Origin of the sequence: Nonomuraea cavernae, assembly GCF_040655715.1 — a bacterium.
Taxonomy (GTDB): Bacteria; Actinomycetota; Actinomycetes; order Streptosporangiales; family Streptosporangiaceae; genus Nonomuraea; species Nonomuraea cavernae_A.
In genome coordinates this window covers 136,934-162,234 of the sequence record NZ_JBFAKL010000009.1, presented here as the reverse complement: position 1 = coordinate 162,234, position 25,301 = coordinate 136,934, and the positions used below count along the sequence as shown (strand labels likewise).

Here is a 25,301-nt window from a genome sequence, read left to right as displayed (position 1 = left end):
AGCAGGTCTCGAAACTTTTCCGAAATGACCGCGCGGCACGTCAATCTAGATTTCGGCCCTTGGCCTGTCAACCCCCTGCGGGGACACGAAATCGGCTCGGCGGAGCGCAGGTCGTTGGGGTACCCTCGCATGGGCGCTTAGCTGGTTATCCAGGTCAGGGACAGACCTCCCGGTCAGCCCGCCCGACAGTACCGAAACATTGCGAAACATGTGTCAGGAACCGTCTGTTAAGGAGACCAACAATGACGGCGCTCGATCGGACCCCCACCGCGGGTCAGGACCTCCGCCCTTGGCAGGACCCCACCCTCCCCGTGGCCGACCGGGTGGAGGTCCTCCTGGCGGAGATGACGCTGGAGGAGAAGATCGCTCAGCTCGGCAGCCTGTGGGTGGGCAACCACACGCGAGCCGGCGACGGGCCGGCCGACGCCTCCCTTGACGGCCCCGAATTTGACGGCCCTGGACGTGACGGCCCCGGACTTGACGGCCCCGGCTCAGAGGCCGAAGGGACGCCGAACGTGGCGCCGGCGCAGGACACGTTCGCGGCGTTCGGGGCGCTCCCCTTCGACGAGGCCACCCGCCACGGGCTCGGTCACCTGACCCGCGTGTTCGGCAGCGTGCCCGTGACCGTGGCCGAAGGCGCCGCGGAGCTGGTCCGGCTGCAGCGCTCGGTCGTCGAGCGCTCCCGGCTCGGCGTTCCCGCGCTCGCCCACGAGGAATGCCTCACGGGCTTCACCACGTACGGCGCGACCGTCTATCCGGCGGCCATCGCCTGGGGCGCGACGTTCGACCCCGAGCTGGTGGAGCGGATGGCCGCCGCCATCGGCCGCGACATGCGCGCGGTGGGCGTGCACCAGGGCCTGTCCCCGGTGCTGGACGTGGTGCGCGACTACCGCTGGGGCAGGGTCGAGGAGACGATGGGCGAGGATCCGTACCTCGTCGCGATGCTCGGCGCGGCCTACGTCCGGGGCCTGGAGAGCGCCGGCGTCATCGCCACCCTCAAGCACTTCGCCGGCTACTCCGCCTCGCGCGCGGCCCGCAACCACGGCCCCGTCCCGATGGGGCGGCGCGAGCTGATGGACACGATCCTGCCGCCGTTCGAGACGGCCATCACCGAGGGCGGGGCTCGCTCGGTGATGAACTCCTACTCCGACGTCGACGGCATCCCGGCCGCCGTCGATTCCTGGCTGCTGACCGACCTGCTGCGCGAGGAATGGGGGTTCACCGGCACCGTCGTCTCCGACTACTGGGCCGTGCCGTTCCTCGCGACGACGCACGGGGTCGCCGCCGACATGGACGACGCCGGCGTCCAGGCGCTCACCGCGGGCCTCGACGTGGAACTCCCCGAAACTCTCAGCTTCGGCCCGCACCTGGCCGAGCGGGTACGCCGGGGCGAATTGCCGGAGTCGCTGGTGGACCGGGCGGCACGCCGCCTGCTCACCCAGAAGGCGCAGCTCGGGCTGCTCGACCGGGACTGGACCCCCGAGGGCTCGGTCGCCGCGGCCGGCGACGTGGACCTCGACTCGCCGGCCAACCGCGCGCTGGCCCGCGAACTGGCCGAGCGGTCCATCGTCCTGCTCGACGCCGGCACGGCGCTGCCCCTGCTCGGGGAGGGGCGCCCGGCACCGCGCCGCGTCGCCGTCGTCGGCCCCGCCGCGGCCGACCCGCGCACCTTCATGGGCTGCTACGCCTTCCCCAACCACGTGCTGCCCCGCCACCCCGGCCTCGGGCTCGGCATCGACGCGCCCAGCGTTCTCGACGCCCTGCGGGCCGAGTTGCCCGACGCCGAGATCGTCCACGAACGGGGCTGCGACGTCCGGGACGACGACCGCTCGGGCTTCGCCGCCGCGGCGGCCGCGGCCCGCGACGCGGACCTGTGCGTCGCCGTCGTGGGCGACCTCGCGGGCATGTTCGGGCAGGGGACCTCGGGCGAGGGCTGCGACGCCGAGGACCTCCGGCTGCCCGGGGTGCAGGAGGACCTGCTGGCCGGCCTCGCCGCGACGGGTACGCCGCTCGTCGTGGTCGTCGTCTCGGGCCGCCCGTACGCGCTGGGCGAGACGCACGCCAGGGCCGCGGCGCTCGTGCAGGCGTTCATGCCTGGTGAGGAGGGCGGAGGGGCGATCGCCGGTATACTTTCCGGACGTGTCCAGCCCGCAGGCAAGCTGCCCGTGCAAATCCCCCGCCGGCCGGGCGGTCAGCCGGGCACCTATCTGCAGCCACCGCTGGGCGCCGACAGCCAGGGCATCAGCAACCTCGACCCGAGCCCCCTGTTCCCGTTCGGCCACGGCGCCTCCTACACCACCTTCGACCTCGGTGACCTGCGCGTCAGCGACACCGAGGTGCCCACAGACGGCGAGTTCACCGTGTCGGTCCGCGTCCGCAACACCGGCGGCAGAGCGGGTGAGGAGGTCGTCCAGCTCTACCTGCGCGACGTCCTCGCCCAGGTCACCCGGCCGGTGAGGCAGCTGACCGGCTTCGCGCGGGTCCGGCTGGAGCCCGGCGCGAGCACCGAGGTGAGCTTCCGCGTCCACGCCGACCGCACCGCCTTCACCGGCCGCGACCTGCGGCGGATCGTCGAGCCCGGCGACATCGAGGTGCTCGTCGGCACGTCCGCGGCCGACCTGCCCTGCCGCGGCGGCATCCGGCTGACCGGCCCGACGCGGGTCGTCGGCCACGGCCGGCGGCTCGTCACGCCCGTGGACGTGGGTTCGCCGCCGGGCGCAGCCGCCCGGCGACAGGAAGGAAGAGATGCAGGTCAGTCCTAGACGCACCACGCTGGCCACCGTCGCGGCCTCGGCCGGAGTGTCCGTCGCGACCGTCTCCAAGGTGCTCAACGGCCGCAGCGACGTCGCGCCGGCGACCCGCTCGCTGGTGCAGGCGGTGCTGCGGCAGCACGACTACGTCGCGCCGTCACCGCGCCGGGCCGAGGCCACGCCGTCCGCCACGATCGAGGTGCAGTTCGACACCGACCTCAACGCCTACTCCACCGAGATCATCCAGGGTGCGGTGGAGGCCGGCGCCGAGGTCGGCGCCGGGGTCGTGGTCAGCATCCGCAAGGGCACCGACCGCACCGCCGCCTGGGCCCGCGACCTGGTCGCCGCCGGTCGGCAGGCGCTGATCGCGGTCACCAGCGAGCTGACCTCGGGCCAGCTGGCCGCTCTGTCCCGGGCCCGGCTGCCGCTGGTCGTGATCGACCCGCTCAACCTGCCGCGCGCCCGCGTGACCAGCGTCGGCTCGACCAACTTCGCCGGCGGCCTGGCCGCGACCCACCACCTGCTCTCGCTCGGGCACCGGCGCATCGCCTACATCGGCGGCCCGGCGACGGCCGCCTGCAACCAGGCCCGCCTGCACGGCTACCGCGCCGCCATGGAGGCCGAGGGAGTGCCCGTGCCGCCGGGCTACGTGCAGACGGGGCACTTCCGCTACCCCGACGGCGTGGCGGGCGGCGCCACCCTGCTCGACCTGCCCGAGGCGCCGACGGCGATCTTCGCGGGCAGTGACGAGACCGCCCTCGGCGTCATCGAGGCCGCCCGGGCGCGCGGCCTGCGCATCCCCGAGGACCTGAGCGTCGCGGGTTTCGACGACACCCAGATCGCCCGGATGGCCTCGCCGCCCCTGACCACCGTCCGCCAGCCCCTGCGGGAGATGGGCCGCGTCGCCCTGCGCACCGCGATGCGGCTGGCGGCCGGCGAGCAGGTCGACTCCCATCATGTCGAGCTCGCCACCGAGCTGGTCGTACGAGGATCGACCGCCCCCGCGTCGGCCGCGTCGGGCGAGCGGCCCGGACACCCGGGAGCGTGACGCGGGCCGATCACGGAGCCGGACCCCGAGCGCCTGACCCGGCAAGATTGATGAGATGCCCTCATGTTTGGGCCTTGTAGAGGCGCCGGCGGGGGCGGATGCTGGCGATGGGTCCGGTACCCCCGTCCTGTGTGAGGTGTCCGTGATATCTCCCCGCCCCCTCGCCCACCGCCTCGCCCGTCAGGCGGTCGCCGTCGTCCTCATCCTGTCCGCCTCGCTGGTCTCGCTGGTCTCGCAGGCGGAAACCGTCGCGGCGACCCCGCCGAAGGCCGTCGTGGCAGCCCCGCCGAAGGCCGTCGCGACCGCCGGCGGCGACGTCCGCGGGTTCGTCGACGCGCACAGCCACCTGTTCTCCTACGAGGCGTTCGGCGGCAGCCTGATGTGCGGCAGGCCGTTCCACGCCGAGGGCATCGCCAAGGCCCTGACGGACTGCGCCGACCACCACCCCAACGGCGAACTGGCCTGGTTCGAGAACTTCACCCGCACCGGCTCGCCGACCGGCACCCACGACCCGGTGGGCTGGCCCACCTTCCGCGACTGGCCGGCGCACGACTCGCTCACCCACCAGCAGGCGTACTACACGTGGGTGGAGCGGGCCTGGAGGGGCGGGCTGCGGATCATGGTCAACCACCTGGTGGCCAACCGCCAGCTGTGCGCGATCTACCCGCTCAAGAAGAACTCCTGCGACGAGATGAGCTCGATCAGGCTCCAGGCGCAGCGGGCCCGCGAAATGCAGGACCATATCGACGCCGAGCACGGCGGGCCCGGCCTGGGCTGGTTCCGGATCGTGCGCGACACGGCCGAGGCCAGGCGCACGGCCGAAGCCGGCAAGCTCGCCGTCGTCCTCGGGATCGAGACCTCCGAGCCGTTCGGCTGCCGCCAGACCCTCGGCATCCCGCACTGCACCAAGGGGCAGATCGACCGCGGCCTGAACGAGATGTACGAGCTCGGCGTCCGCAGCATGTTCGTCTGCCACAAGTACGACAACGCCCTGTGCGGGGTCCGCTTCGACTCCGGCACCCAGGGTGCCATCGTCAACCTGGGCAACTTCCTCAGCGGCGGCTCCTTCTGGAAGGCGCGCACCTGCACCGGGCCCTATCACGACAACCCGATCGAACCCGGCGGAATCCTGCCCGACCAGCTCGCGGGACTGCTGCCCCCCGGCATCTCGCTGCCGGTCTATCCCCCCGCTCCCCACTGCAACACCAAGGGCCTGACCTCTCTCGGCGAGTACATGGTCCAGGGGCTGATGCGACGGGGCATGCTCGTGGAGGTCGACCACATGAGCGTGAAGGCCGCCGACCGCACGCTCGGCATCCTCGAAGCCGCCGGCTACCCCGGCGTGATCTCCTCCCACAGCTGGACCGACCCGGGCTACTTCGACCGGATCTACGCCCTCGGTGGCATGATCACGCAGTACGGGCATGACGCGTCGGACTTCGTCGCCGAGTGGCGCCGCACCGAGCCGCTCAGGCAGGCGCGCCAGATCACCGGGTACGGCTACGGCCTGGACGTCAACGGCATGGGCCAACTGCCCGGCCCTCGCGCGGGCAACTCCGCCGCCCCGGTCACGTACCCGTTCGCCTCCTTCGACGGAAGCGTGACCCTGGACCGGCAGCGGACCGGGCAACGGGTCTGGGACGTCAACACCGACGGGGTCGCCAACTACGGCCTGGTGCCCGACTGGATCGAGGACATGCGGCTCATCGCGGGCCCGGACCTCGTGCGGGACATGGCGGCGGGCGCCGAGTCCTACCTGCGCACCTGGGAGGCGGCCACGGCCCGCGCCCAGCGGTGAGCCACCCTGCCACGTTCCGTAACGTCCTGGCACCGGGTCCGCACGGGAGGTGGTGGCAGGCTGGCGGCGTGCGCCGCCAGCCCCTGCGGGAGATGGGCCGCGTCGCCCCGCGCACCGCGATGCGGCCGCCGAAATGGCTGGATGATCTAGGTTGACGTTTCGTTCCGGCTAGGGCTTGGATGATTGCCCGTGAGCCGGTGTGCGGCGAAGGGGGCCGATGAAGCCGTTACGCGTTCTCGTGGGGGTCGTGGTGGCGGCGGGAGCCGTGGTGGCGGGGGTCGCGGTGTTGCCGTCGCTGTGGGACGGCGCCGGCGGGACGCCCGCCCGAGACCGGCTGCCGGTCGCGCCCATGGTGGTGCGGAAGAACGTGTGGCTGGACGCCCAGGGGACGGTCGTCGAGGAGCTTCCCGACGACTGCGCGGACAGCCGGCACCCCTACTTCTGCCAGCGGGTGAAGACGGAGGTCGGCACACATGACGAGCGGCTTCTCGCCCGCGGCGGCCTGACCATCAGGACGACGCTCGACCAGACGATGCAGGAGGCGTCACAGCGGGCCGTCGACGCCTACGTCCACCGCGACGATCCGCAGGTCGCCGGCCAGGCGATGGTCGTCCCGGGCAGCGGTGAGATCAGGGCCCTGGCCACCAGCAGGGGCACCGGCGAGCCGCGCGGCCTCCAGCAGGGCAGCACGGCGATGGCCTACACCCTGGCCGCCGCGTTCGAGAACGGCCTGCGATCGGAGGACGGCTTCGCCGTCTCCGGCAGCTACCGGATGCCCGGCTTCGCGGCGTTCAGGGACTGCCAGGACAGGAAGGTCGGCGATCCGACCCACGAGGTCGTCGACCCGCGGCGAGCCGACCGGTTCCACACTCTGCGGTCGGGCACCCGGGAGACGGTCCCCACCTTCTTCATGAGGCTGGAGGAGAAGGTCGGCCTGTGCGAGACGGTGGAAATGGCGCGCCGGCTCGGCCTCGCCCGCGCCGACGGCCATCCTCTGAGCGAGTACGCCACCTTCACGCTCGGCATCAACGAGGTGGATCCGGTCTCCGTCGCCACCTCCTACGCCACCTTCGCCGCCCGCGGCCGGCACTGCGCCCCGATGGCGGTTACGGAGATCCGCGCCGACTCAGGCACCGTGCGCTCCTTCGTGCCGCGCTGCCGGCAGGTGCTGGACCCGGCGGTCGCCGACGCGGTGACCGGCGTACTGTCCGACGCGGCCGGGGACGCGGTCAAGGGCATCGGCCGTGACGTGGCGGGCCTGCCGGGGACGGTCGACGCCCACGCCGCGGCCTGGTACGCGGGCTACACCCCGGGTCTGGCCTCGGCGGTCGGCCTCGGCGACTCTCGCGGCGGCTTCCGGCATCCGCTGACCGACGTGACCATCGGCGGCCGCCTTTACTCCAGCGTGCCCGGCAGCTCGATTCCCGCCCGCATCTGGAAGGACTCCATGACCGCGGCGGTGCGCGGCACCGAGGAGACGGCGTTCGTGAAGCCCGATGCCGGGCGGTTCGGCGGCTGCCGCGAAGCCTGCGCGAGGTGACGGCCCCCTGGTCTCGAGAGGCTCGAGCCCGCGAAGGGTAGCATCGCTGAGTGACACCTCTGCTACCGGCGGTGACCGGTGCGAGCGAATCCATTCGGAGAGGGGCTCAACCATGCCACAGGACTTCGGCAAGCTCCCGCAGCCTCAGTCGGTGCGGCTCATCGACTTCGACGAGGCGAAGGTCGTACCCGGGATCGTTCCCGGCACGTTCATCCTGATCGTGAGCGGCGAAAAGCCCTATCAGAACATGAAGGTCCGGCTCTCGCCACTGGTGTACGTCCAGCGGCCGGAATACTGGGGCATCGAGGTCATCGGGATGCTTCCCGGCATCGGCCTGCCCGCGCTGGCGCCGTACACGGAGTCGCTGCCGCTCGACAGCGTCCTCGGCACCAAGGGGATCGAGGTCATCGGCGCGACCACCCGCGAAACCTTCGACGTTCCGTAGCTCTCTCCGCACCGGGTCCCGCGCGGGAAGTGGTGGCAGGCTGGAGAGATGCGCCTGGCGGCATGGAACGTCAACTCGGTCAAGGCACGGCTGCCCCGGCTGGTCGACTGGCTGGCCGGGGTCCGGCCCGACGTGGTCTGCCTGCAGGAGACGAAGTGCGCCGCCGAAGGCTTCCCACGTCGAGGTGTCGATCAGGTAGGGGAAGGTCAAACGTCGAGGCCGTGCCACTGCCGGACGGCGGCCAGGTGGTCGGGCCGGCCGATCGCCACGAGGTTGGAGCGGTAGAGGCCGATCGCGTCAGGGCTGTCGAGCTCGGCTCGCGTGCACGGCCGCAGGACACCGTCCAGCTCGTCCACCAGGAAGACCCACCGGTAGTGGGCGAAGACGAGGTCGAGCAGTTCGCTCGCGTCACAGCCGCAGTTCGCCTGGAGCTCGGGGTGCAGTTCGAACAGCAGCGTCGGCGAGGCGGCCAGGGCCTGGGTCGCGCCGCGCAGCACGAAGCCCTCGTAACCCTCGACGTCGATCTTGACGAGGTCGGGAGGGGCGAGGCCGCGGTCGGCGAGGTAGGCGTCGATCGACGTCATGGGCACGGTGATCGTCTCCACCGGCGTCCCGACGTTCGCCGCGGCGGCCGAGTGCTTGCCGGACTGCTCGCCCGACAGGTGCACGGTCAGCTCGCCGGGCGACTCCCCGACGGCCAACGGCTCCACGGACACGCGGCCGATCAGCTCGTTGCGCTCCACGTTGCGTCGCAGGTAGGCGAGGTTCTCCGGCACCGGCTCGAAGGCGACCAGCCGGCCACCCCGCGCGACCCGCGCCCCACCGGTGCAGGCGTAGACGCCGATGTTCGCCCCGACGTCGAAGATCGACTGACTGACCGAGGCCAGCCGCTCGAAGACGCCGACCTCGAACTCCTCGTAGTAGCCCCCCGAGACCGACGGCATGATCGTCGCGTCCCACACCGGGCCGGCCAGCACGACTCCCCGGTAACGCGCCTCCATGTCCCGATCGCCGGTGGCGACGCCCAGCCGGAACACGGCGTGGTAGATCCGGTTGACCAGGGGGAAACGCCGGACGCTGCGACCGCGCAGCAGGACGCGGGCCGGCCGGCTCCGGTTCGCCGCCCTCGCCGCCCGCATCAGCCCGATGGCGATCCTTTTCCGCACTCGCCTCATTGCCTTGGTCACGTTGTGAAGTTTGATCGAGTCACCGCCACATAGGGCGGACAATCGACCAGACTGTTCTCCTTTCTCGGGAATCGCCGTACCCGATGGATGCACGCCGATTCGAGCAATTTGCAGGCATTTTTCACCATAAATACCTTGAACGTCCCCAGCTCTTCCGCAGGCGGGCCGGCTACGAGGCGAGGAGGCCCGGCGAGGAGGCCCGGCGAGGTCGCCGGGCGGCCTCACGCCGGGCCGGTCGCCCGGCTCTCCGAGGCGCGCAGGGCGGCTCGCGCGTGCGCCAGCGCGCCGGTGGCGCGGGGGAACTCGGTGAGCCGGCTCGCGAGCAGGTCCAGCGCGGGATAGAGGGTGCTCGCGGGGACGCCGCGGGCCGTGAGGATGCCGGCCATCCAGGTGAGGAAGCCGCCGAAGAGCTCGGGGTCGTTCAGGTAGAGCGCGGTCGCGAGAAAGTCGACGAGGTGGGCGATGTCCTCGGCGGTGTGGCGGCGCTGCTGGACGGTATAACGCGCCATCTCCGGGACGCGCTGTTCCAGCTCGCTCATGACGTGCCTGACCAGCCGCGAGGCCGACCGGGTGACCAGGGTGTACTCCTGGTCGTCCAGGTGCGGCAGATCGTCGGTGGAGTGGCGGCTCGCGGGCGCGACGGCGGGCAGGTCACCGTCCAGGCGGTCGGCGGCGGCGCGCGCGTCGGGGGCCCAGGCGTCGGCTCCCAGCAGGCGGGCGTAGCGGCCGTCCGGGCCGAAGGCGGCCCCGCCGACCAGCACCGGCGTGCCCGTCGCCTGGCAGGCCGTGATGGCGGCGTGCGCGGTGGGCAGCCGGGTGGCGATCGAGCTCGACAGCGCCACCGCGTCGGGGCCGGTGCGGTGCAGGTGCGCGATCAGGTGCGGGGTGGGTACCTGGGCGCCGAGGTGGTCGACCCGCCAGCCGCGCAGCCGCAGCACCTCGGCCAGCAGCCGGGCGGGGAGCCCGTGCCACTCGCCGTCGACGCACGCCACGGTGATCCTGCCCCGGCCCGGTTCGGCGCGTGCCGCGTCGCGCGCGGCCGGGTGGAGGGCCAGCGCGGCGATCACGCGTTCGTTCACGGCGGTCGCGGAGTGCTCCTGCGCGACCGTGATCCGGTTGGCGGCCCACTCCTGCCCGACGCGCGCCTGGACCCGGGCCACGACCTCGATCAGCAGGGTCTCCATGCCGACGCCGTGGTCGAGGGCGGCCAGGGCGGCGTCGGTCGCCGCGTACTCGTCACCGGCCACGGCCGCCTCCCAGAGGCCGTCCGTCCAGGTCGCGAGGCCGTCGTTGCGCTGTGCGACGTCGGTCAAGGGATCTGCCCCTCCTGGCCGGCCGTCCGGGCCGGACGGGCCGCGGTGATGGCGATGACGGCCATGTCGTCGTGGTCGCCGTCGCCCGCCCACTGGGACGCCAGCATCTGCACGCGTTCGGCGAGCGCCTCGGGCGGCATGCCGGCGCACTGCGCGAGCTCCTCGCGCAGCCGCCGCTCGCCGAACATCTCGTCGCCCAGCGGGCCGCCTCTCGCCTCGGTGATCCCGTCGGTGTAGAGGACGCAGGTCTCGCCGGGGTCGAGCAGCACGGTGTCGGTCGTGCTGGTGATGGTCTCCAGCATCCCGATCAGGGTGCCGCCGGTGCGGGCCGCCTCGACCCGGCCGTCGGCCCGTACGATCAGCGGCGGCGGGTGTCCGGCTCCGGTCAGCCGGAGCGACACCCGCGTCCCCACGCGCCGCGCCGAGGCCAGCACGAGCGTGACGAACAGCGACCGGTCGCCGCTCAGCAGCGCGCCGTTCAGCAGTTCGAGCACTCGGTGGTGGTCGTCGGCCATCGGCAGCAGCGCCTGCAGCGTGTTGCGGATCGTGCCGGTGAGCACGGCGGCCTCCAGGCCCTTGCCGCACACGTCGCCGAGCACGATCAGCGACTCCTGGCCTTCCTCCGGGGCGGGGTGCAGGTCGTAGAAGTCACCGCCGACGCGCTCGCTGAGCCCGGAGGGCCGGTAGCGGGCCGCCAGCTCCACGCCGTCCAGGTGCCGCGTCCGGGGCGGCAGCAGCTCCCGCATCAGGGTCTCGGTGATGGACGCCTGCTCGGCGTACAGGCGTGCCGCCGACATCGCCGCGCCGGCCCGTGCGGAGAACAGCCGGGCGGCCACCTCCTCACCCTCGGAGAAGCCGGCCTGTCCCGAGCGCCGCAGCAGCACCAGCGCGCCCGCCGACACGCCGTGGCCCGGGAGCGCGGTCACCACCATGGAGCCCAGCTCGCCGAGCCCCTGGCGGGCCACCCAGCCGGGAGCGGCGGCGGGGTCGATCCAGCGTGAGGGCATCGGCGGGAACCCCTGCAGCGCCTCGGCGAGGCCCGGCAACTCGTGGGGGTCCACGGCCAGGTGCTCACGGACCACGCGGCCGTCGGGGCCGCAGTAGGCGACGGGATGGCGGCGTCCGGCCAGCGGGAGGATCACCAGCGCGGCGTCGGCCAGGTACCGCGTGGCGAGGCGCGCGACCACCTCCATGCAGCGGTCGAGGTTGAGGGAGGCCAGCAGTTCGTTGGACGCGTCGACGAGGAACGCGGTGCGTTCCCTCTCGGCCCGTAGCGCCTCGGCGACCCGTTCGTGGTCGGTGCGGTCGGTCAGCCACCACACCAGGCCGTCGTGGTCGTCGTCGCGGACGGGCCGCGCCTCGAACACGCGATCCCCGATCGGTCCGCGCACCGGGCCGGAACCGGCTTCCTCGACGAGCCATGCCGGTGCGACGGCGGCCAGCGGCACTCCGGGGGCGGCACCGGGCAAAATCAGCCGCGCCGGCTCGTTGAGCTGCTCGATGACGCCGTCGGCGTCGACCACCAGCACCGGATGCGGCGCGGCGCGCCACACCGCACCGGTCGCCTCGCGGCCCAGCCCGCTCGTCAGCCCAGCCACAACAGCGAGCCCGCGCGGGGCTCTGCCTCCCTTGACGACATATCAGCATTTACTAGGGTCAAGCTGCCATTCTAGTCGAGTATCCCGTTCTGCCGGTGAAGGCGGGGCGCGAGGCGGGGGGCGAATGACCCACATTTCACGAAACACGGGCGCCGCCCAGGGGGTCGCTCGCGGACGGGCGGGACCACCCGGGCGATGATGGTCGGCGAGTTCGCCAGCACGTGACGGGAGCCATGCATGCGGATCGGTGTCGTCTTTCCCCAGACCGAGATCGGGGCGGACGTGGGCGCGGTGCGCGCCTACGGCCAAGCGGTCGAGGAGCTCGGTTTCCAGCACGTCATGGCCTACGACCACGTCGTCGGGGCCGACCCGGAGGTGCACCAGGGCTGGCAGGGGCCCTACGACGTGCGGAGCACGTTCCACGAGCCGATGGTGCTCTTCGGCTACCTCGCCGCGCTGACCTCGCTGGACCTGGTCACCTCCATCATCATCCTGCCCCAGCGCCAGACGGCTCTGGTGGCCAAGCAGGCGGCCGAGGTCGACCTGCTCAGCGGCGGGCGGCTGCGGCTGGGCGTGGGGCTCGGCTGGAACAGGGTCGAGTACGAGGCGCTCGGCCAGGACTTCACCACCCGGGGCAGGCGGATCGAGGAGCAGATCGCGTTGCTGCGCCGGCTGTGGACCGAGCCGTCGATCACGTTCGACGGCGCCTACGACCAGGTGACCGGAGCGGGGCTGGCGCCCCTGCCGGTGCAGCGGCCCATCCCCGTCTGGTTCGGCGCCTTCTCGCCCCCGGCGTACCGCCGGGCCGGGCGGCTGGCCGACGGCTGGTTCCCGCAGATGTCCCCGGGTCCCGAGCTGGACGAGGCCAAGGCGATCGTGGACGGGGCCGCCGCCGAGGCCGGCCGCGACCCCGCCACGCTCGGCATGGAGGGCCGGGTCAACTGGACGGGCGACCCCGAGGCGCTGGCCGGCCTGGCCGGCCGGTGGCGGGAGGCCGGCGCCACTCACCTCGCCGTCAACACCATGGGTGCCGGCCTCGGCTCGGTCGACGGCCACCTGACCGCGCTGGCGCTCACCGCCGAGACGCTCGGTCTGGGCAAGGGCTGACGCCCGCGGGCCGGCGACCTGGTCACCGGCCCGCGGGCCCGAGGTCAGGGCGTGGTGACGGCCGGGGCGGTCACCGAGGCCGACCAGTACAACGCCCTCGCCACCTGCGGGAACGATCCCTTGGGGTGGTTGCGGAACATCGGCTCGGTGCCGAACAGCACCACGGCCGCGCCCCGCTCGTCACGCCCGCTGACCACGGCCGCCTGGTTCCTGGCCGCGTCCTGGCCGCCGGTCCCGTTGGCGTTGGGCCGCCAGTGGCCGGAGACCAGCGGCCCGTCGGCCGCGTACGACTGCTCGACCGTGACCTCGGGGCCGAGGCCGGTGAACCAGCGCGGCGAGTAGACGAACGAGTGCTCCGGCGAGCCGTTGCCGACGGGTCCGGCCGACGAGGTGACCCGCACGACACCGTTGGCGTCGCCGCGCCCGGCGACCGCCGTCGCGGTGAGCAGCCCGGCGGCGGCGTTGAAGGTGGCGCCGGTGCCGCCCCGGGTGACCACGCCGCCGGTGGCGAGGAACCCGTCGAGCGCCGCCCGGGCCGCCGGGTTGAGCGCCGCGTGGCTCAGCCCGCTGGAGACGAAGAGCACGTCGGTCCCGCTCCAGTCGAAGCCGGCGTTCAGGACCGCGGTGGAGACCGGGGTGACGGCGAAGCCCATCTCACGCAGCGTGAACAGCTCGTCGGCCGAGACGGCCGCGGCGATCCGCACCGGGGAGAGCGGGGTGCCCGTGGTCGCGCCGGCCGGGGTGAACGCCACGCCGTACGTGCCGGACACCGCCCTGGCGGCGGCCCGCGCGGCGGCCGGCACGATCGCGGTGCCGTCACTCGCCCAGGTCACGGCGACGCCCTGGGCCAGCAGCTCGTTCAGCGCCAGGACCTCCTTGGCGTCGGTCACCTTCAGCGCCAGCGCCCCCGGAGCCTTCGGGACCGAGCCGGTCGGGGCCGCCGCCCTGACCGGCTCGCCGGACACGCGGAGGGAGCCCGAGGTGACGGTGTCCACGGTGGCCCCCCAGATCAGGGCGTGGCTCCAGCCGGAGATGTCGTACATCGCGTCCACCCTGGGCGAGATGTCGGCGCCGGGCTCCAGCATCACGTTGGCCAGCCCGCGCTTGGGCTGGTGCATGTCCACGACGTACGAACCGGCCGGGTAGGTCTTCCCGTTCAGCGCGAACGACCGCCTCGCCCGCTCCACCCTGACGTCGTTGGCGACCAGGTGGTCCACCAGGCGTGCGGCGGCCGTGGCCGAGCGCTGCCCGGCGCCCGCCGGGATCACGTACGCCCGGGGGTAGGTGGTGGTGTAGACGTCCTCGGGGCCGAAGCCGGGCACGATGCCGAGCGGCACGGTCCTGGCCGGCTCGCCCGCCGCGCCGCGCCGGAAGACCTCGATCTGGTCCGCGATCAGCTGGTCGTGCCTGTCCCGTACGAAGCCGTGCGTCGCCCGGATGGCGGCGGCGGCGATCTCGGTGTTGATCGCCGAGCGGCGGCGCAGCTCCTCGGCGGGCAGGTTGGCGTAGTCGGAGCCGTTGACCCGCAGCGGGATCTCGACGGTGTGCGAGGCGACCGCGCCCTGGAACGGCGCGTACTGCGGGGTGAAGATCGGCGGCCAGTCGTCCCAGCCCTCCGGGGAGTCCCGGAACGGGATCTGCGGGGGGAACACCCCGTCGGCCTCGGGCGTGTGCCCCAGCGCCTTGACCGCGGCCTCCATGCCGAGCCCGTTGGCGTAGGTGTTCCTGATGAACAGGTCGTACTCGTAGTTCGCGCCGTGCGGCGGCGTGGTGGGCTCGATGAGCGTGCCGTTGACGTAGCCGTGCAGGTCGACCATGGCGACGGGCTGGGTGTCGATCATCACCTGGCGCATCGCCCTGACCTCGGGCTGCGAGGCGGTGACGAAGTCGCGGTTCAGGTCGAAGCCGGCGCCGTTGGCGCGCACCCCGTTGAACCGGCCGTCGGGGTTGGCGGTGACGTTGAGGTGCAGCCGGGTCCGGCCGAGCAGGTCGGCGACCTTGCGGTCGGTGCTGGTGGCCAGTTCCTCGATCACCCGCAGGGAGGCGTCGGTGCCCTCCCACTCGTTGCCGTGGATGTTGCCGTTGACGAAGATCGGCGCCTTGTACTTCTTCGCCAGCCCGCGGTCGCGGGCGGCGGCGGCCGGGTCGTTCTCGATGCGCTCGCGGATCCGGTCCTGCTCGCGGGCCTCGGCGCGGTTCTCCGGCGCGGTGACGGTCACGAGGTAGAGGTCGCGGCCCTGGTGGGTGCGGCCGATGACCTCCACGCTCACCCGCCTGCTCCGCTTCTGCAGGTCGTTCAGCCTGGGCGCGATGCCGTGGTACGGCACCAGGCCGAGCTTGATGGAGGCGTCGGCGGGATTCTCCGCGGGCACCGGCAGCAGGGTCTGCCGGGGATACCCGCGGTCGCGGTCGGGAACGTGCCGGAACGGCTCCTCGGCGGGGGCGCGGAGCGCCTCGGCCCGCTCGGAGACACCGGCCGCCTCCTCGCTCCGCTCGGGACCGTTGCCGAAGTCCCGGACGGCGGGGGTGGGTGGCGCGACCGGATCGGCGGCCGCCGCCCCGGGAGGAAGGAGAAGAACGGCCGAGACGGCGACGCTCAGGAGGGCGATGGGTAAACGCAAGAGGACCTCCACGGGAGAAGTGCGTCTCGTACGCAATGATCTGGACGGATCCGACACAAGATGCCGTGATCAGAGCGACGCACAATCCATGCCAATCCGTCACAGAACGCCGCCGCATCAGCGTCCGCCTGTCACCTTCGGCGCCCCCGCGGGTTCCCGCCTCGGCGTCCCGCGATCAGCCGCGTGGCCTCCGGCTCCACAAGGCAGCCCGCCCTGGGACAGCCTGGCTGCACCGCCAGGCCTCATTTGCGCGACCGATACAGCGTGGTGTTATTTCATTGCGGGGCTTTCTCCCGGGCAGGCACTTTGAGGCCGGGGGCGGATCGCCTTTTCCAGAGAAAGTATGGTCGTTCGCCGGTCTTTTTGTGACCATAGGATCATGTCCTCACGGCGGAAGTGGCCGAAGAGATTTCTGCGTCAGCTTCAGCTGTGGGGGTTGCCGGGCTCGTTCTCGCCTTTGCTTCCGCACTTTCGCTGATCACGGGCGACAGCAAATCGATGCTGGCCCTGATTCCGGTGTTCGTTCTGGCGTTCGCAGTCCTCCCTCGTGCAGGGCGGGGTCATCCCCTCACTCACCCGGAGGGGGACGCGGTGGCAGGTGATCCCGCCGTTCCAACCAGGCGGACAGCCCTTCGCCGCTTTGGCGCAGGTGTTGGCCCAGCTGCCGCCCGTGACCGACGCCGATACGCTGGAGCCCGAACTGCGTACTGGCGGCTACCAGGCCCTCGGACGGCGGCTACGGGCAGTCGCAGGGCAGCATCGCCGGCTGATCGTGATCGACCAGTTCGAGGAGCTGTTCACTCTCGCAGGACGGGCGGAGACCGAGGAACTACTCGACCTCCTGCACGAGACGCTGCGACACGACCTGAACCTGTGGGTCGTCGCCACCATGCGGTCGGAATTCCTGACCGAGCTGCTCAGCTCCAGGTTCGCGCACCTGGCGCACAACCCCGTGACCGTAGGGGTGCTCGACGGGCACGCGCTCAGCGAGGCCATCGAAGGGCCGGCCGCACTGGCCGGGATCATGTTCAGCCCCGGGCTGGTCAGCCGAATGGTCACCGACACGGGCGGCGGAGACGCACTGCCATTGCTGGCCTATCTGCTCCAACAGCTGTACGAACGCTCCCGAGGACGGCAAACGCTCAGCCTCGAGGACTACGAGCGGTTCGGAGGGGTCCGAGGAGCCATCTCGCGACGGGCCGAACGGCTCATCGGCGAATTGTCCAGCACCTTCGGCGAAGCCGAGGCGCTGCGGATGCTGCTGAAGTTCGTCACCTGGGAAGGGCCCGAGCCGACCCGCCGCCGAGTACGCCGGACTGACCTGGCCGACGACGAACAGCAGATCGCAGACGCCTTCGTGAATGCACGGCTGCTGACTAGCAAGACCGACGGCGAGGACACGGTGCTGGATGTGGCTCACGAGGCACTGTTCCGGCACTGGGTGCCCCTGCGCCAGGAGGTCGAGTCGCACGCCGACGAACTCCGACGGCGCACTCAGCTGGAACGCTGGGCGGCCGAATGGGTCAGGTCGAACCGGCAAAAGGCGTTCTTGCTACGCGGCGAACGCCTCGACACCGCGATGCGGTGGGCCGAGCAGAACGCCGACCACGAGGTATCCGAGGTTGCCGAGTTCCTCGCTGCCTCGCGCAACGACGACCTGGTCTGGCGTGAACGGCTATCGGACTCGTTGGCCGGGCAGGCTATGCTGACCGCCGGACATGACCCTGAGCTGGGGATTCTGCTGGCCATAGCGGCCATTGAGGAGTGCGCACCGCGCGTCCCGGCGTTCCGCGCGCTTGGACGAGCAGGCAGCGGATCCAGCTGCGTGGGCACGACGACTGGGTGTGGGGCGTGGCCTGGTCGCCGGACGGCACGACGCTCGCCTCGGCGTCACACGACCACACCATTCGGCTGTGGGACGTGAACGGATCGCATGAGGTGAGGGTGCTGCGAGGGCACTCAGACCGGGTGTCCAAGGTTGCATGGTCACCGGACGGGACGCGGCTGGTGTCGACTGCGTACGACCAGACAGCACGTGTGTGGGACGTCGCCAGCGGTGCCGAGATGTTCGCTCTTGCCGGGCACACGAACCGGCTGGAGTCGTGCCACTGGCGGGCGGACGGGCAGATGATCGCCACCTGCGCGCGCGACGGCCAGGTGCGTTTGTGGTCGGCTGAGAACGGTGCACCGCTCGACACACTGATCGGGCACGAGGACTGGGTGCAGGACGTCGAGTTCTCCCCGCACTCTGTGAGCTTGGCCTCGGCATCGGGGGACGGCACGGTCGGCGTGTGGTCGCTCGGCTCGGACCGTCCGCCGGTCATGCTGCGCGGCCATCGCGACTGGGTCGAGGCCGTCGTGTGGTCGCCGGACGGCACACTACTCGCCAGCGGTTCGCGGGACATGACCATCAGGGTCTGGAGCGTTTCCCGCTCCGAACAGCGACTGCTGATGCGCGGGCACGAGAGCAACGTCGAGTCGCTCGCCTGGTCACCAGACGGCACCCGGTTGGCGAGCTGCTCACGTGACGCGACCGTCCGGCTGTGGACGGCCGGCGAGGGCGAGGAGGAAGCCGTGCTGCGCGGCCACGGCGACTGGGTGGAGGACGTCACTTGGTCACCCGACAGCCGCCGTGTCGCCAGCGCGTCCCGCGATGGGACGATCCGCGTCTGGGACGCCGCGCCGTCCCCCGAACGCGTCCGTCTCACCGGCCACACCGGCTGGGTCCGCGCAGTGGCCTGGTCTCCTGACGGCGTAGTGGTCGCCACCGGCGTCGAGACCCGCCGCCTTACCGGCCACGAGGAAGGAGTCCGCCGAGTCTTCTTTTCACCGTCTGGTGACCGCGTCGCCACCTGCGGCCGCGACGACACCATCCGACTCTGGAACCCCGCGTCCGGCGAGCAGACCGCGGTCCTGCGCGGTCACCGGGCGCTAGTCCGCTCCCTGGCCTGGTCTCCCGATGGCACCCGCCTGATCAGCGGCTCCAACGACGGCACCGCCCGCCTGTGGTCAGCTGAGTCCGCTATCGAACTCGCCGCCTTCGCCACTCATACTGACTCGGTGACTGGCGTCGCATGGTCCCCCGATGGGGAAACGGTTGCCACCGGCTCCCGAGACCGCCGCCTCCTCCTTTGGAACCCCGCAACGTTCGACCTCATCAAGGACCTGGGCCAACAGGAAGAGGTTGTCCGCGACATGTCATGGGCCCCCAGCGGCAACCGGCTGGCCCTGGCCCTCGACGATGGCACCGCCCGGGTCTGGGACACCGACCTGGCGGTCGAACTGGCCATCCTCCGCGGCCACCGAGCTTGGTCCGAGGGCGTCTCCTGGTCCCCCGATGGCACCTCCTTGATCACAGCCTCAGGCGATGCGACCGCTCGCGTCTGGCCGGTAATCCTCAACACCGAAGCTCTGCTCGCCCTGGCCCGCTCCCGCGTCTTCCGTCTGCTCACCCCCGATGAACGCCACCGCTTCTTCCTCCCGATCGCTCCTTGAACCGGGGTCCCTGAGGGATGATCCGTCGCCGCGCCGCACGGCTCACGCCCCGGAAGGGGACGCGAGCCGTGCGGGAACCGAGGGTCAGTGCGAGAACGCCTGGAACTCCGCCGCCCGGATCTGGTCGCGGAGCGGGCTGGCGGTGGCGCAGTCGGTCGCGGAGTTGGGGTCCTCGTCCTGCTCACCGGCGTAGCGCGGGTTGCCGGTGCACTGGCTGGTGACCGTGCGGAGCATCAGGTGGGTGGCGGTGGTCGGGGGGACGCGGAACGACTTGATCAGCAGGTCCGCTCCCCTGGGCCGGGGCAGCGTGGCGTCGAACGCGTCCGCCGGGCTGGTGTAGATCTTCGTGAAGCCGGCCGGGGTGGCGCAGTCCTGCTTGCAGGCGAGCACCTCGAAGGAGCGCAGCGCGCTGAAGCGGTTCTGCCCGCCGGGGTCGGCCGGGTCGCCGACGTTGGGCCTGAGCATGGCGCTCACCTGGACGCGGCGGACGGTGACGGGGCCGTCGCCGGCCAGGTCCACGGTGACCGCCTTGCCTGCGGGGGCGCCGGTGAGGGAGGCCCAGTTGGTGGCCTCGGTCTCGTCGATCAGCTTGGCGTGGTTGACGCCGTCGCCCGTCGCCGTGGCGCCGGCCGTGGAGGAGGCGTGGTTGCGGGACAGCGGCAGCGGAAGGGGCAGCTTGACGCCGCCCACGACGACGAACTTCAGCCGCGTGTGCCCGAACCCGTTGCCCGTGACCACGAAGTCGTAGACGCCGGGCGTCATCTCCACGGTGTCGCCGAGTTCGGTGGCGGGATCGGTGTCGGCGACCGGGACCACGCGTCCCTCGTAGTCGCCCACGTAGAGGCGCAGCGCCGCGCCCTTGGCCTCGCCCAGCGGCTTGAGCTGCAGGGAGCCGTTCTTGCCGGCCGGGTTGACGAAGCTCGGCGTCGGGTCGGGGTCGTTCGGGCCGTTGCTGGCCGCGGCCTGGCCGAGGCCGTGCTCGGCGAACGCGCGCCACATGATGTCGTGGTTCTTGCCGCCGAACCGGATCGTGTCGGCCGCGAGCAGCGCGTCGCGGTGGTCGACGTAACTGACCGCGCCCGAGGCCATCAGCAGCAGGGCGTCGAAGGAGAGCTGGGCCCAGCGCCGGTTGCCCGGGCACTCGGCGACCGGCTTCTGGCCGTCCGCGCAGGCCCGCTGCTGCTTCGCGGTGCCCGTGCCGTACCTCTTGACGAAGCCCGCCCGTACGTCGAACTGGGTGGCCGACCAGATCTCGCCGTCGGCGTGGACCTGCTGGCCGACGAGGTCGTAGGCGATGTCGCTGTAGTTGAGCGGCGACTTGGACATGTCGTAGTTGCGGATGCCCCGGCCGGGGTCGCCGGTGACGTATCCGCCGGTGACGTACGGGGTGAGGCCGGCGGGACGGAAGCCGTACTCGAACAGGTACTCCATGGCGACCAGGTCGGAGTTGCTCTCGTTCATCGCGCCGGCCTGCGCGCCGCTCCATCCGGCGTTCGGGCCGCCGATCATGCGGCCGGAGATCGCGTGCGTGTACTCGTGGCCGATGACCGACATGTCGTAGTCGCCGTCCGTGCACGGCGAGTAGAACGAGCCGGCGATCGGCTGCCACAGGTACATGTTGGTGATCGGCGCGACGCCGTCGGGGCCGGTGATCTGGTTGGCGTTGTCGCGGACGGACAGGACGCGCGCGCCCGCCTGGGCGTTGCCCTGCTCGGGATCGTTGCCGAGCCCGCCGCGGTCGCCGTTGTCGGTCTGCATGTTCCACGCGGTCTCGGTGAAGCCGAGCCGGTAGGACCAGTCGTGCATGCGGTTGTGCATGGAGTGCAGGTTGGAGATCGAGGCCTCAAGGTCGTTCTCGCCCGGCTGGTCGAACACCGCGGGGTTGCACTTGGCCTGGTGCCAGGTGTTCTGCCACGGATAGACGTACTCGCGGCTCGGCGTCGCCACGTTGCCGCGGGTGCCGACCGTGAACGGGTCGCCGCTCGCCCGGTTCTCGAAGGTACGTGCCGCGTTGCCGAGGCTGGTGTTGCTCGGCGTCTGCGTGGCGTGGTCGACGTCCCAGGCCCGGCCGGTCGCCGGGTCGCCGCCCACCACGAGGTCGCAGCCCGGACCGGCGACGAAGCACCAGGTCTGACGGGTGTCGGTGGACGAGTAGTCGGCCGGCGGGTTCGCCGGGAAGGCGGCCCACTGCGGGTGGTCGGGGTCGAGGTGGTCGACCAGGTTCTCGCGCACCAGGATCTCGCCGCTGACCGCGTCGACATGGGTGGTGTAGGCGGCGGGCTCGGCCTGGTCGCCGCCGATCAGCACGACCTGGTACGCGCTGTGCACGCCGTCCGGCGCGGGCACGGCCACCGCGGTGGCCTGCTTGGTGAGCGCCGTGGCCAGGTCGATCCCGCCGTCACGGGCGGCGATCTCCAGTGCCCGCTGCCCGGTGATCGCGGCGGCCGGGGGCGCGGCCGTTTCACGCGAGAGCGAGGAGGTGACGTGCCTGACCTTCCCCTCGGCCACGCCGACCGAGACGAGCCCGTCCACGCCGGCCGGCAGGTCACCGAAGCGCTGGCGCAGCAGTACGGCGTGCCCCGCGCCGATCGGGTTGACCGCGACCTTCTCCAAAGCGTCGACCGAGGCGGCGGACAGGCCGAAGAGGCGCTCGTTGTCCTTGAGGTACGCCCGGGCGGCCTGCTCTGGGTCGGCGGCCAGGCCCTCGGCGAGAGGTTCGGCGCCGGTGACGACGGCGGGCGTGCCGAGCGTGTTCCAGCGGATCTCGGCCGCCGGTCCGGCGGTCCGCGCGTTGGCTCCGGCGGGCGGCGGGACGCTGCCGCGCCGGTTGTCGAGATCGGGCTTGCCGTGCTCCTCGGCCTGGAAGTCGTGGACCACGGACGCCGTCCCGCCGGGTTCGCCCCGAGCGGCCCCGGCGATGGGGAGGGCCAGGGCGGTGACGGCGATGACGACGGTGCTGCGTAACCAGGGTCTGGTGGACAATGTACCCCTCCATGCACGCGTAGAACGCGCGAAATTACACGCGTCCCCGCAAGAGGTAACACTGCTTTTATTGCTTGACAAGATCTTGTAAAGGCTGACATATCAGCGTATGGGGGATATCCAGATGACACGCTCACATGAAATTACGGGTGTGTAAGCGGGACAGCTCGACCGCCTCGTCAGCGGGGAACCCGAGGCGGACCAGCCGGTTCCTGCGCCCCTCGAACATCTCCTCCTGCAGCCGCAGCACCGCCGCGTGCCCCCGGGCGATCGCGGCCGGGCTCCACTCGCCCGCGGCCAGCACGGTCAGCGCGTCGAGCACGTCCTCGTTGATGCCCGCCGTGTCGGCCAGCGCGTCGTGCCGCCGTTCGATCGCGGTCCTGAGCCGGCCCCGGAACACCGGGTCGCGCCGGGCCTGCTCCTCCAGGTGGGCCATGCCGAACGCCACGTGCCGGGCCTCGTCCTGGTGCGCCAGCGCGACGACCCGCCGGGTCACCGGGTCGGGCGCGTGCCGGTCCAGGAAGGACAGCAGGTTGAGGAAGCTGCCCTCGCCCAGCACCGACAGCAGGAACGAGGCGAGGGAGAAGTCGGGCTCGGCCAGCAGCGACATCAGGGAGGCGCGACCGCCGGCCGAGGAGGTGCCCAGGTCGTCGCCCTTCAGCGTCGCCCGGCGGGTGAACACCTCGACGTGCCGGGCCTCGTCCGCCGCCTGCACGGCCAGCAGCTGGGTCACCTCGCGGAAATGCGGATGCACCCGGGCCAGCAGCCGGGCCGGGACGACCAGGGCCGCCTGCTCGTTCTCCACCAGGTAGGTCATCACCTGGACGACCGCCGCCTCGATCTCGGCGGGCAGCTCGAACGGGGTGTCCCAGGCCACCGCCGCCTCCGGGTCCCACTGCCGCGCCGCCGCCTGCGCGTACAGCCGGGGCGCCAGCTCGGCCCAGACGGTCTCCTTGCGGTCGAAGTCGAACGGCGTCTCGGGGCCGCCCGACTCGACCAGGGCACCGCGGGCCGCCAGGCCCCAGTGGGACGGCGGCCGGGACACCACGCGGGCGGGGGACGACCCGCCGGCCCGTTCGGCGCCGGCCCACCGGTCGTGACCGGCCCGGCCGCGCACCACCCACGCCCGCGCCCCGTCCTCGTCGCCGCCGGTGACCGGCCCGCACGCGTGCCCCTCCTTCCGGCACCAGGCGGCCAGATGCACGACGAGCGCTTCGTGCGCGCCCGCGACGCGGAGCCGCCCGCCGACCGGCAGGCGGGCCAGCTCCCGGCGCAGAATGAGGTGCGCGCCCTGGTCGAACCCGAGCTCCCGCAGGTCGGCGACCGGGTCCGTCACGGCCGGTAGCCGTCCGCGGTGATCCGGCCGGCCCGGTCGTAGAAGCCGCACGCGTCGACGGCCGCCTCCAGCTCGCCGTAGCCGGTCGTGCGGCCCTCCACCCAGGCGGTGAGCCCCTCCAGGTCGAGCAGGGGCCGCACCTCCGGATCGGCGTAGGACATGCCGGTCAGCAGGGCACCGAACCGGCGCACCGGCTCCTCCGGCGCCGTGTCGACGACGGTCATGTTGCAGTGGTCGTACGGCTCGGTGGTCGTGAGGATCCGGGTGGACCCGGCGGGCAGGGTGCCCTCGCGGCTGAAGAGCAGGTGGTCGGCGTCGAGCAGGCAGGCCGCGGCCACGTCGCCGGACATCAGCGCCCGGGCGGCCTCGCGCTCCCCGCCGATGTGGTCGCCGTGCAGCCCCACCCCCACCTCGAAGCGCCGCACGTCGAACTCGCCCCCCAGGCTCCGCAGGTGGTGCAGCGGCAGGAGCGTGGCCTGCGGGGAGTCGACGGCGCCGGTGCCCACCGTCCGCCCCTTGAGGTCGTCCACCGAGAAGATGCCGGAGTCCGACCGTACGACGACGACCGAGCGCAGGTCGCGGTCGGTGTCGCGCATCACCAACGGGGAGACCGAACAGCCCTGGGCGGCGGCCAGGCGCTGGGCGCGGATCCAGGCCAGCGGTGAGTTCCACGCGGCGTGGACGCGGCCCGCGACCAGGTCCTCGACCTGCCGCTCGTACGTCGAGTAGAGCACGAAGTCGAACGGCAGCCCGTGGCGCAGGAACCAGGAGCGGAACCCCGACCAGATCGGCACCACCTTGGCGTCGTAGGCGACCGCCCCCATCAGCAGCGTCATGACGCCGCTCCGTCGAACAGCGGCAGGCCGAGGCAGACCCGGCCGACGAAGTCGTCCAGCGCCTCGGTGGTGGGCGCCATGACCCGGGCCGCGAGCGCGTCGCGGAAGTGGCGCTCGATGCCGAGGTCACGCCGCAGCGCCGACCCTCCGCACAGGCGCATGACGTCGTCGCCGATCGCGGCCGCCGCCTCCGCCGCCACCGCCTTCACCTGGAGCACGCGGAGCGTCGCGTCCTCGCGGCCCGTCTCCAGAGCGGTCAGGGTGTCGTCCAGGAACGCCCGCGTCTGGTCGGCGCGGGTGCGGATCCGGGCGAACGCGGACCTGCCCTGGGGCTGGTCCGCCAGCCGCTGCCCCAGGTGGGCCAGGTGCGTCCTGGACAGGTGCTCCCCGGCCTTGGCCGTCAGCGCCTCGATGACGCCCACGGAGCAGGCGGCGTTGAGGACCAGGAAGGTCGGCAGGACCGTGGCCAGCGCGATGTCCAGCCCGTCGCCGTCGGCCCCCAGCATGGCGTCGGCGGGCACCCGCACGCCGTCGGCCTCCATCGGGCTGGAGGCGTTGGCGCGCAGGCCGAGCCCGTCGAAGGAGCCGGCGACCCGCAGCCCCGCCGCGTCTCGCGGCACCAGCCACAGCGTCATGGGGCCGGGCCGGGACAGGGGCCGGCTCGACCAGACGTAGCCGTCGGCCTCGCCGGCGGCGGTGACGAAGCTCTTGCGCGCGTCGAGCCGCGCCTCGCCCCCGTCGGCCGTGGCCGTGCTCACCGGGGCCCAGAAGTGGCTGCGCGAGCCGGTCTCGGAGAACGCCAGCATCGCCAGGTAACGGCCCTCCGCGATGGCCCGGCGCACCTCCTCCGGGCCGTGCGCCTCGAGCGCGGCGGTGGCCGAGTAGTGCATGAGGGTGATCATCGCCGTGGATCCGCAGACCGCCGCCAGCGCGGTGACGACCTCGGCGGCGGCCCGCAGGCCCTGCCCACCGCCGCCCACCTCGACGGCGCTGGTCAGGCCGAGCAGCCCGGCCTTGCCCAGGGCTTCGAGCCCGGCGCGCGGGAAGGCGCCGGTGCGGTCGGTCTCGGCCGCGGACGGGGCGATCGCGTCAGCGATCACGGCGTCCAGATCGGTGCTCACGGGTGACCTCCAAGGATCTTCGTCATCCCCGGCCACGGCACGCCGAACCGGCCACGGTCATCCGTGGCTGTGACGTCAAAGGAGGCGTTTCGCGAGAACGGGCCGCCCAGGAGCGGCCGGGGCC

At 72.2% G+C, this 25,301-nt stretch carries 17 protein-coding genes; 9 read left to right on the top strand and 8 right to left on the bottom strand.

Features of this window, described 5'->3' with window-relative positions; all coding sequences use genetic code 11:
- Positions 1-242 precede the first annotated feature (242 nt).
- The 6 genes from AB0I38_RS15795 (at position 243) to AB0I38_RS15770 (ending at position 7,866) form a co-directional block, all read left to right on the top strand.
- Complete coding sequence (locus tag AB0I38_RS15795) at positions 243-2,762, top strand: glycoside hydrolase family 3 N-terminal domain-containing protein (protein ID WP_358467444.1); 2,520 nt, start codon at positions 243-245, stop codon at positions 2,760-2,762.
- Positions 2,746-3,798 (top strand): LacI family DNA-binding transcriptional regulator, encoded by a 1,053-nt coding sequence (locus AB0I38_RS15790; protein ID WP_358467442.1) that lies wholly within the window; start codon positions 2,746-2,748, stop codon positions 3,796-3,798. The genes AB0I38_RS15795 and AB0I38_RS15790 overlap by 17 nt, the downstream gene beginning before the upstream one ends.
- Positions 3,799-3,940: 142 nt before the next feature.
- A complete protein-coding gene (locus AB0I38_RS15785; protein WP_358467440.1) occupies positions 3,941-5,596 on the top strand; it encodes a Coagulation factor 5/8 type domain-containing protein in 1,656 nt (551 codons plus the stop codon).
- A 217-nt stretch (positions 5,597-5,813) separates the two neighbouring features.
- Positions 5,814-7,136, top strand: coding sequence for a hypothetical protein (locus tag AB0I38_RS15780; protein ID WP_358467437.1), 1,323 nt, complete (start codon positions 5,814-5,816; stop codon positions 7,134-7,136).
- Positions 7,137-7,248: 112 nt separating this feature from the next.
- On the top strand, positions 7,249-7,581 hold the full coding sequence (locus AB0I38_RS15775) for a hypothetical protein (protein ID WP_358467435.1): 333 nt from the start codon (positions 7,249-7,251) through the stop codon (positions 7,579-7,581).
- 48 nt (positions 7,582-7,629) lie between these two features.
- On the top strand, positions 7,630-7,866 hold the full coding sequence (locus AB0I38_RS15770) for an endonuclease/exonuclease/phosphatase family protein (RefSeq protein ID WP_358467433.1): 237 nt from the start codon (positions 7,630-7,632) through the stop codon (positions 7,864-7,866).
- Here AB0I38_RS15770 and AB0I38_RS15765 read toward each other — a convergent pair.
- From AB0I38_RS15765 to AB0I38_RS15755, 3 genes are all read right to left on the bottom strand, one after another.
- Positions 7,788-8,747 carry an FkbM family methyltransferase gene (locus AB0I38_RS15765; RefSeq protein WP_358467431.1) on the bottom strand — a complete coding sequence of 320 codons (960 nt, stop codon included), beginning with the start codon at positions 8,745-8,747 and terminating at the stop codon, positions 7,788-7,790. The genes AB0I38_RS15770 and AB0I38_RS15765 overlap by 79 nt on opposite strands.
- Before the next feature lie 242 nt (positions 8,748-8,989).
- Positions 8,990-10,081, bottom strand: coding sequence for a cobalamin B12-binding domain-containing protein (locus tag AB0I38_RS15760; RefSeq protein WP_358467429.1), 1,092 nt, complete (start codon positions 10,079-10,081; stop codon positions 8,990-8,992).
- A complete protein-coding gene (locus AB0I38_RS15755; protein WP_358467427.1) occupies positions 10,078-11,679 on the bottom strand; it encodes a PP2C family protein-serine/threonine phosphatase in 1,602 nt (533 codons plus the stop codon). Before AB0I38_RS15755 ends, AB0I38_RS15760 begins: the two co-directional genes overlap by 4 nt.
- Positions 11,680-11,916: 237 nt before the next feature.
- On the opposite strand from AB0I38_RS15755, the gene AB0I38_RS15750 reads away from it, so the two are divergent.
- On the top strand, positions 11,917-12,786 hold the full coding sequence (locus tag AB0I38_RS15750) for an LLM class F420-dependent oxidoreductase (RefSeq protein ID WP_358467425.1): 870 nt from the start codon (positions 11,917-11,919) through the stop codon (positions 12,784-12,786).
- Positions 12,787-12,830: 44 nt separating this feature from the next.
- Here AB0I38_RS15750 and AB0I38_RS15745 read toward each other — a convergent pair whose 3' ends face one another.
- On the bottom strand, positions 12,831-15,407 hold the full coding sequence (locus AB0I38_RS15745; protein WP_358467423.1) for a M14 family zinc carboxypeptidase: 2,577 nt from the start codon (positions 15,405-15,407) through the stop codon (positions 12,831-12,833).
- A gap of 547 nt (positions 15,408-15,954) precedes the next feature.
- On the opposite strand from AB0I38_RS15745, the gene AB0I38_RS15740 reads away from it, so the two are divergent.
- Together AB0I38_RS15740 and AB0I38_RS15735 are read left to right on the top strand one after the other, a co-directional pair.
- Positions 15,955-17,331 carry an nSTAND1 domain-containing NTPase gene (locus AB0I38_RS15740; protein ID WP_358467421.1) on the top strand — a complete coding sequence of 459 codons (1,377 nt, stop codon included), beginning with the start codon at positions 15,955-15,957 and terminating at the stop codon, positions 17,329-17,331.
- Complete coding sequence (locus AB0I38_RS15735) at positions 17,259-18,902, top strand: WD40 repeat domain-containing protein (protein WP_358467419.1); 1,644 nt, start codon at positions 17,259-17,261, stop codon at positions 18,900-18,902. The genes AB0I38_RS15740 and AB0I38_RS15735 overlap by 73 nt, the downstream gene beginning before the upstream one ends.
- Before the next feature lie 84 nt (positions 18,903-18,986).
- On the opposite strand, the gene AB0I38_RS15730 is transcribed toward AB0I38_RS15735, so the two are convergent.
- From AB0I38_RS15730 to AB0I38_RS15715, 4 genes are all read right to left on the bottom strand, one after another.
- Positions 18,987-21,884, bottom strand: coding sequence for a M36 family metallopeptidase (locus AB0I38_RS15730; protein ID WP_358467417.1), 2,898 nt, complete (start codon positions 21,882-21,884; stop codon positions 18,987-18,989).
- Between the two features lie 133 nt (positions 21,885-22,017).
- A complete protein-coding gene (locus AB0I38_RS15725) occupies positions 22,018-23,220 on the bottom strand; it encodes a hypothetical protein (RefSeq protein ID WP_358467414.1) in 1,203 nt (400 codons plus the stop codon).
- Entirely contained in the window at positions 23,217-24,056 is an 840-nt protein-coding gene (locus AB0I38_RS15720) for a phosphate/phosphite/phosphonate ABC transporter substrate-binding protein (RefSeq protein WP_358467412.1), read from the bottom strand. The genes AB0I38_RS15725 and AB0I38_RS15720 overlap by 4 nt, the downstream gene beginning before the upstream one ends.
- Positions 24,053-25,177: an acyl-CoA dehydrogenase family protein gene (locus AB0I38_RS15715; RefSeq protein ID WP_358467410.1), complete on the bottom strand. Its 1,125-nt coding sequence runs from the start codon at positions 25,175-25,177 to the stop codon at positions 24,053-24,055. Before AB0I38_RS15715 ends, AB0I38_RS15720 begins: the two co-directional genes overlap by 4 nt.
- Positions 25,178-25,301: the final 124 nt, after the last annotated feature.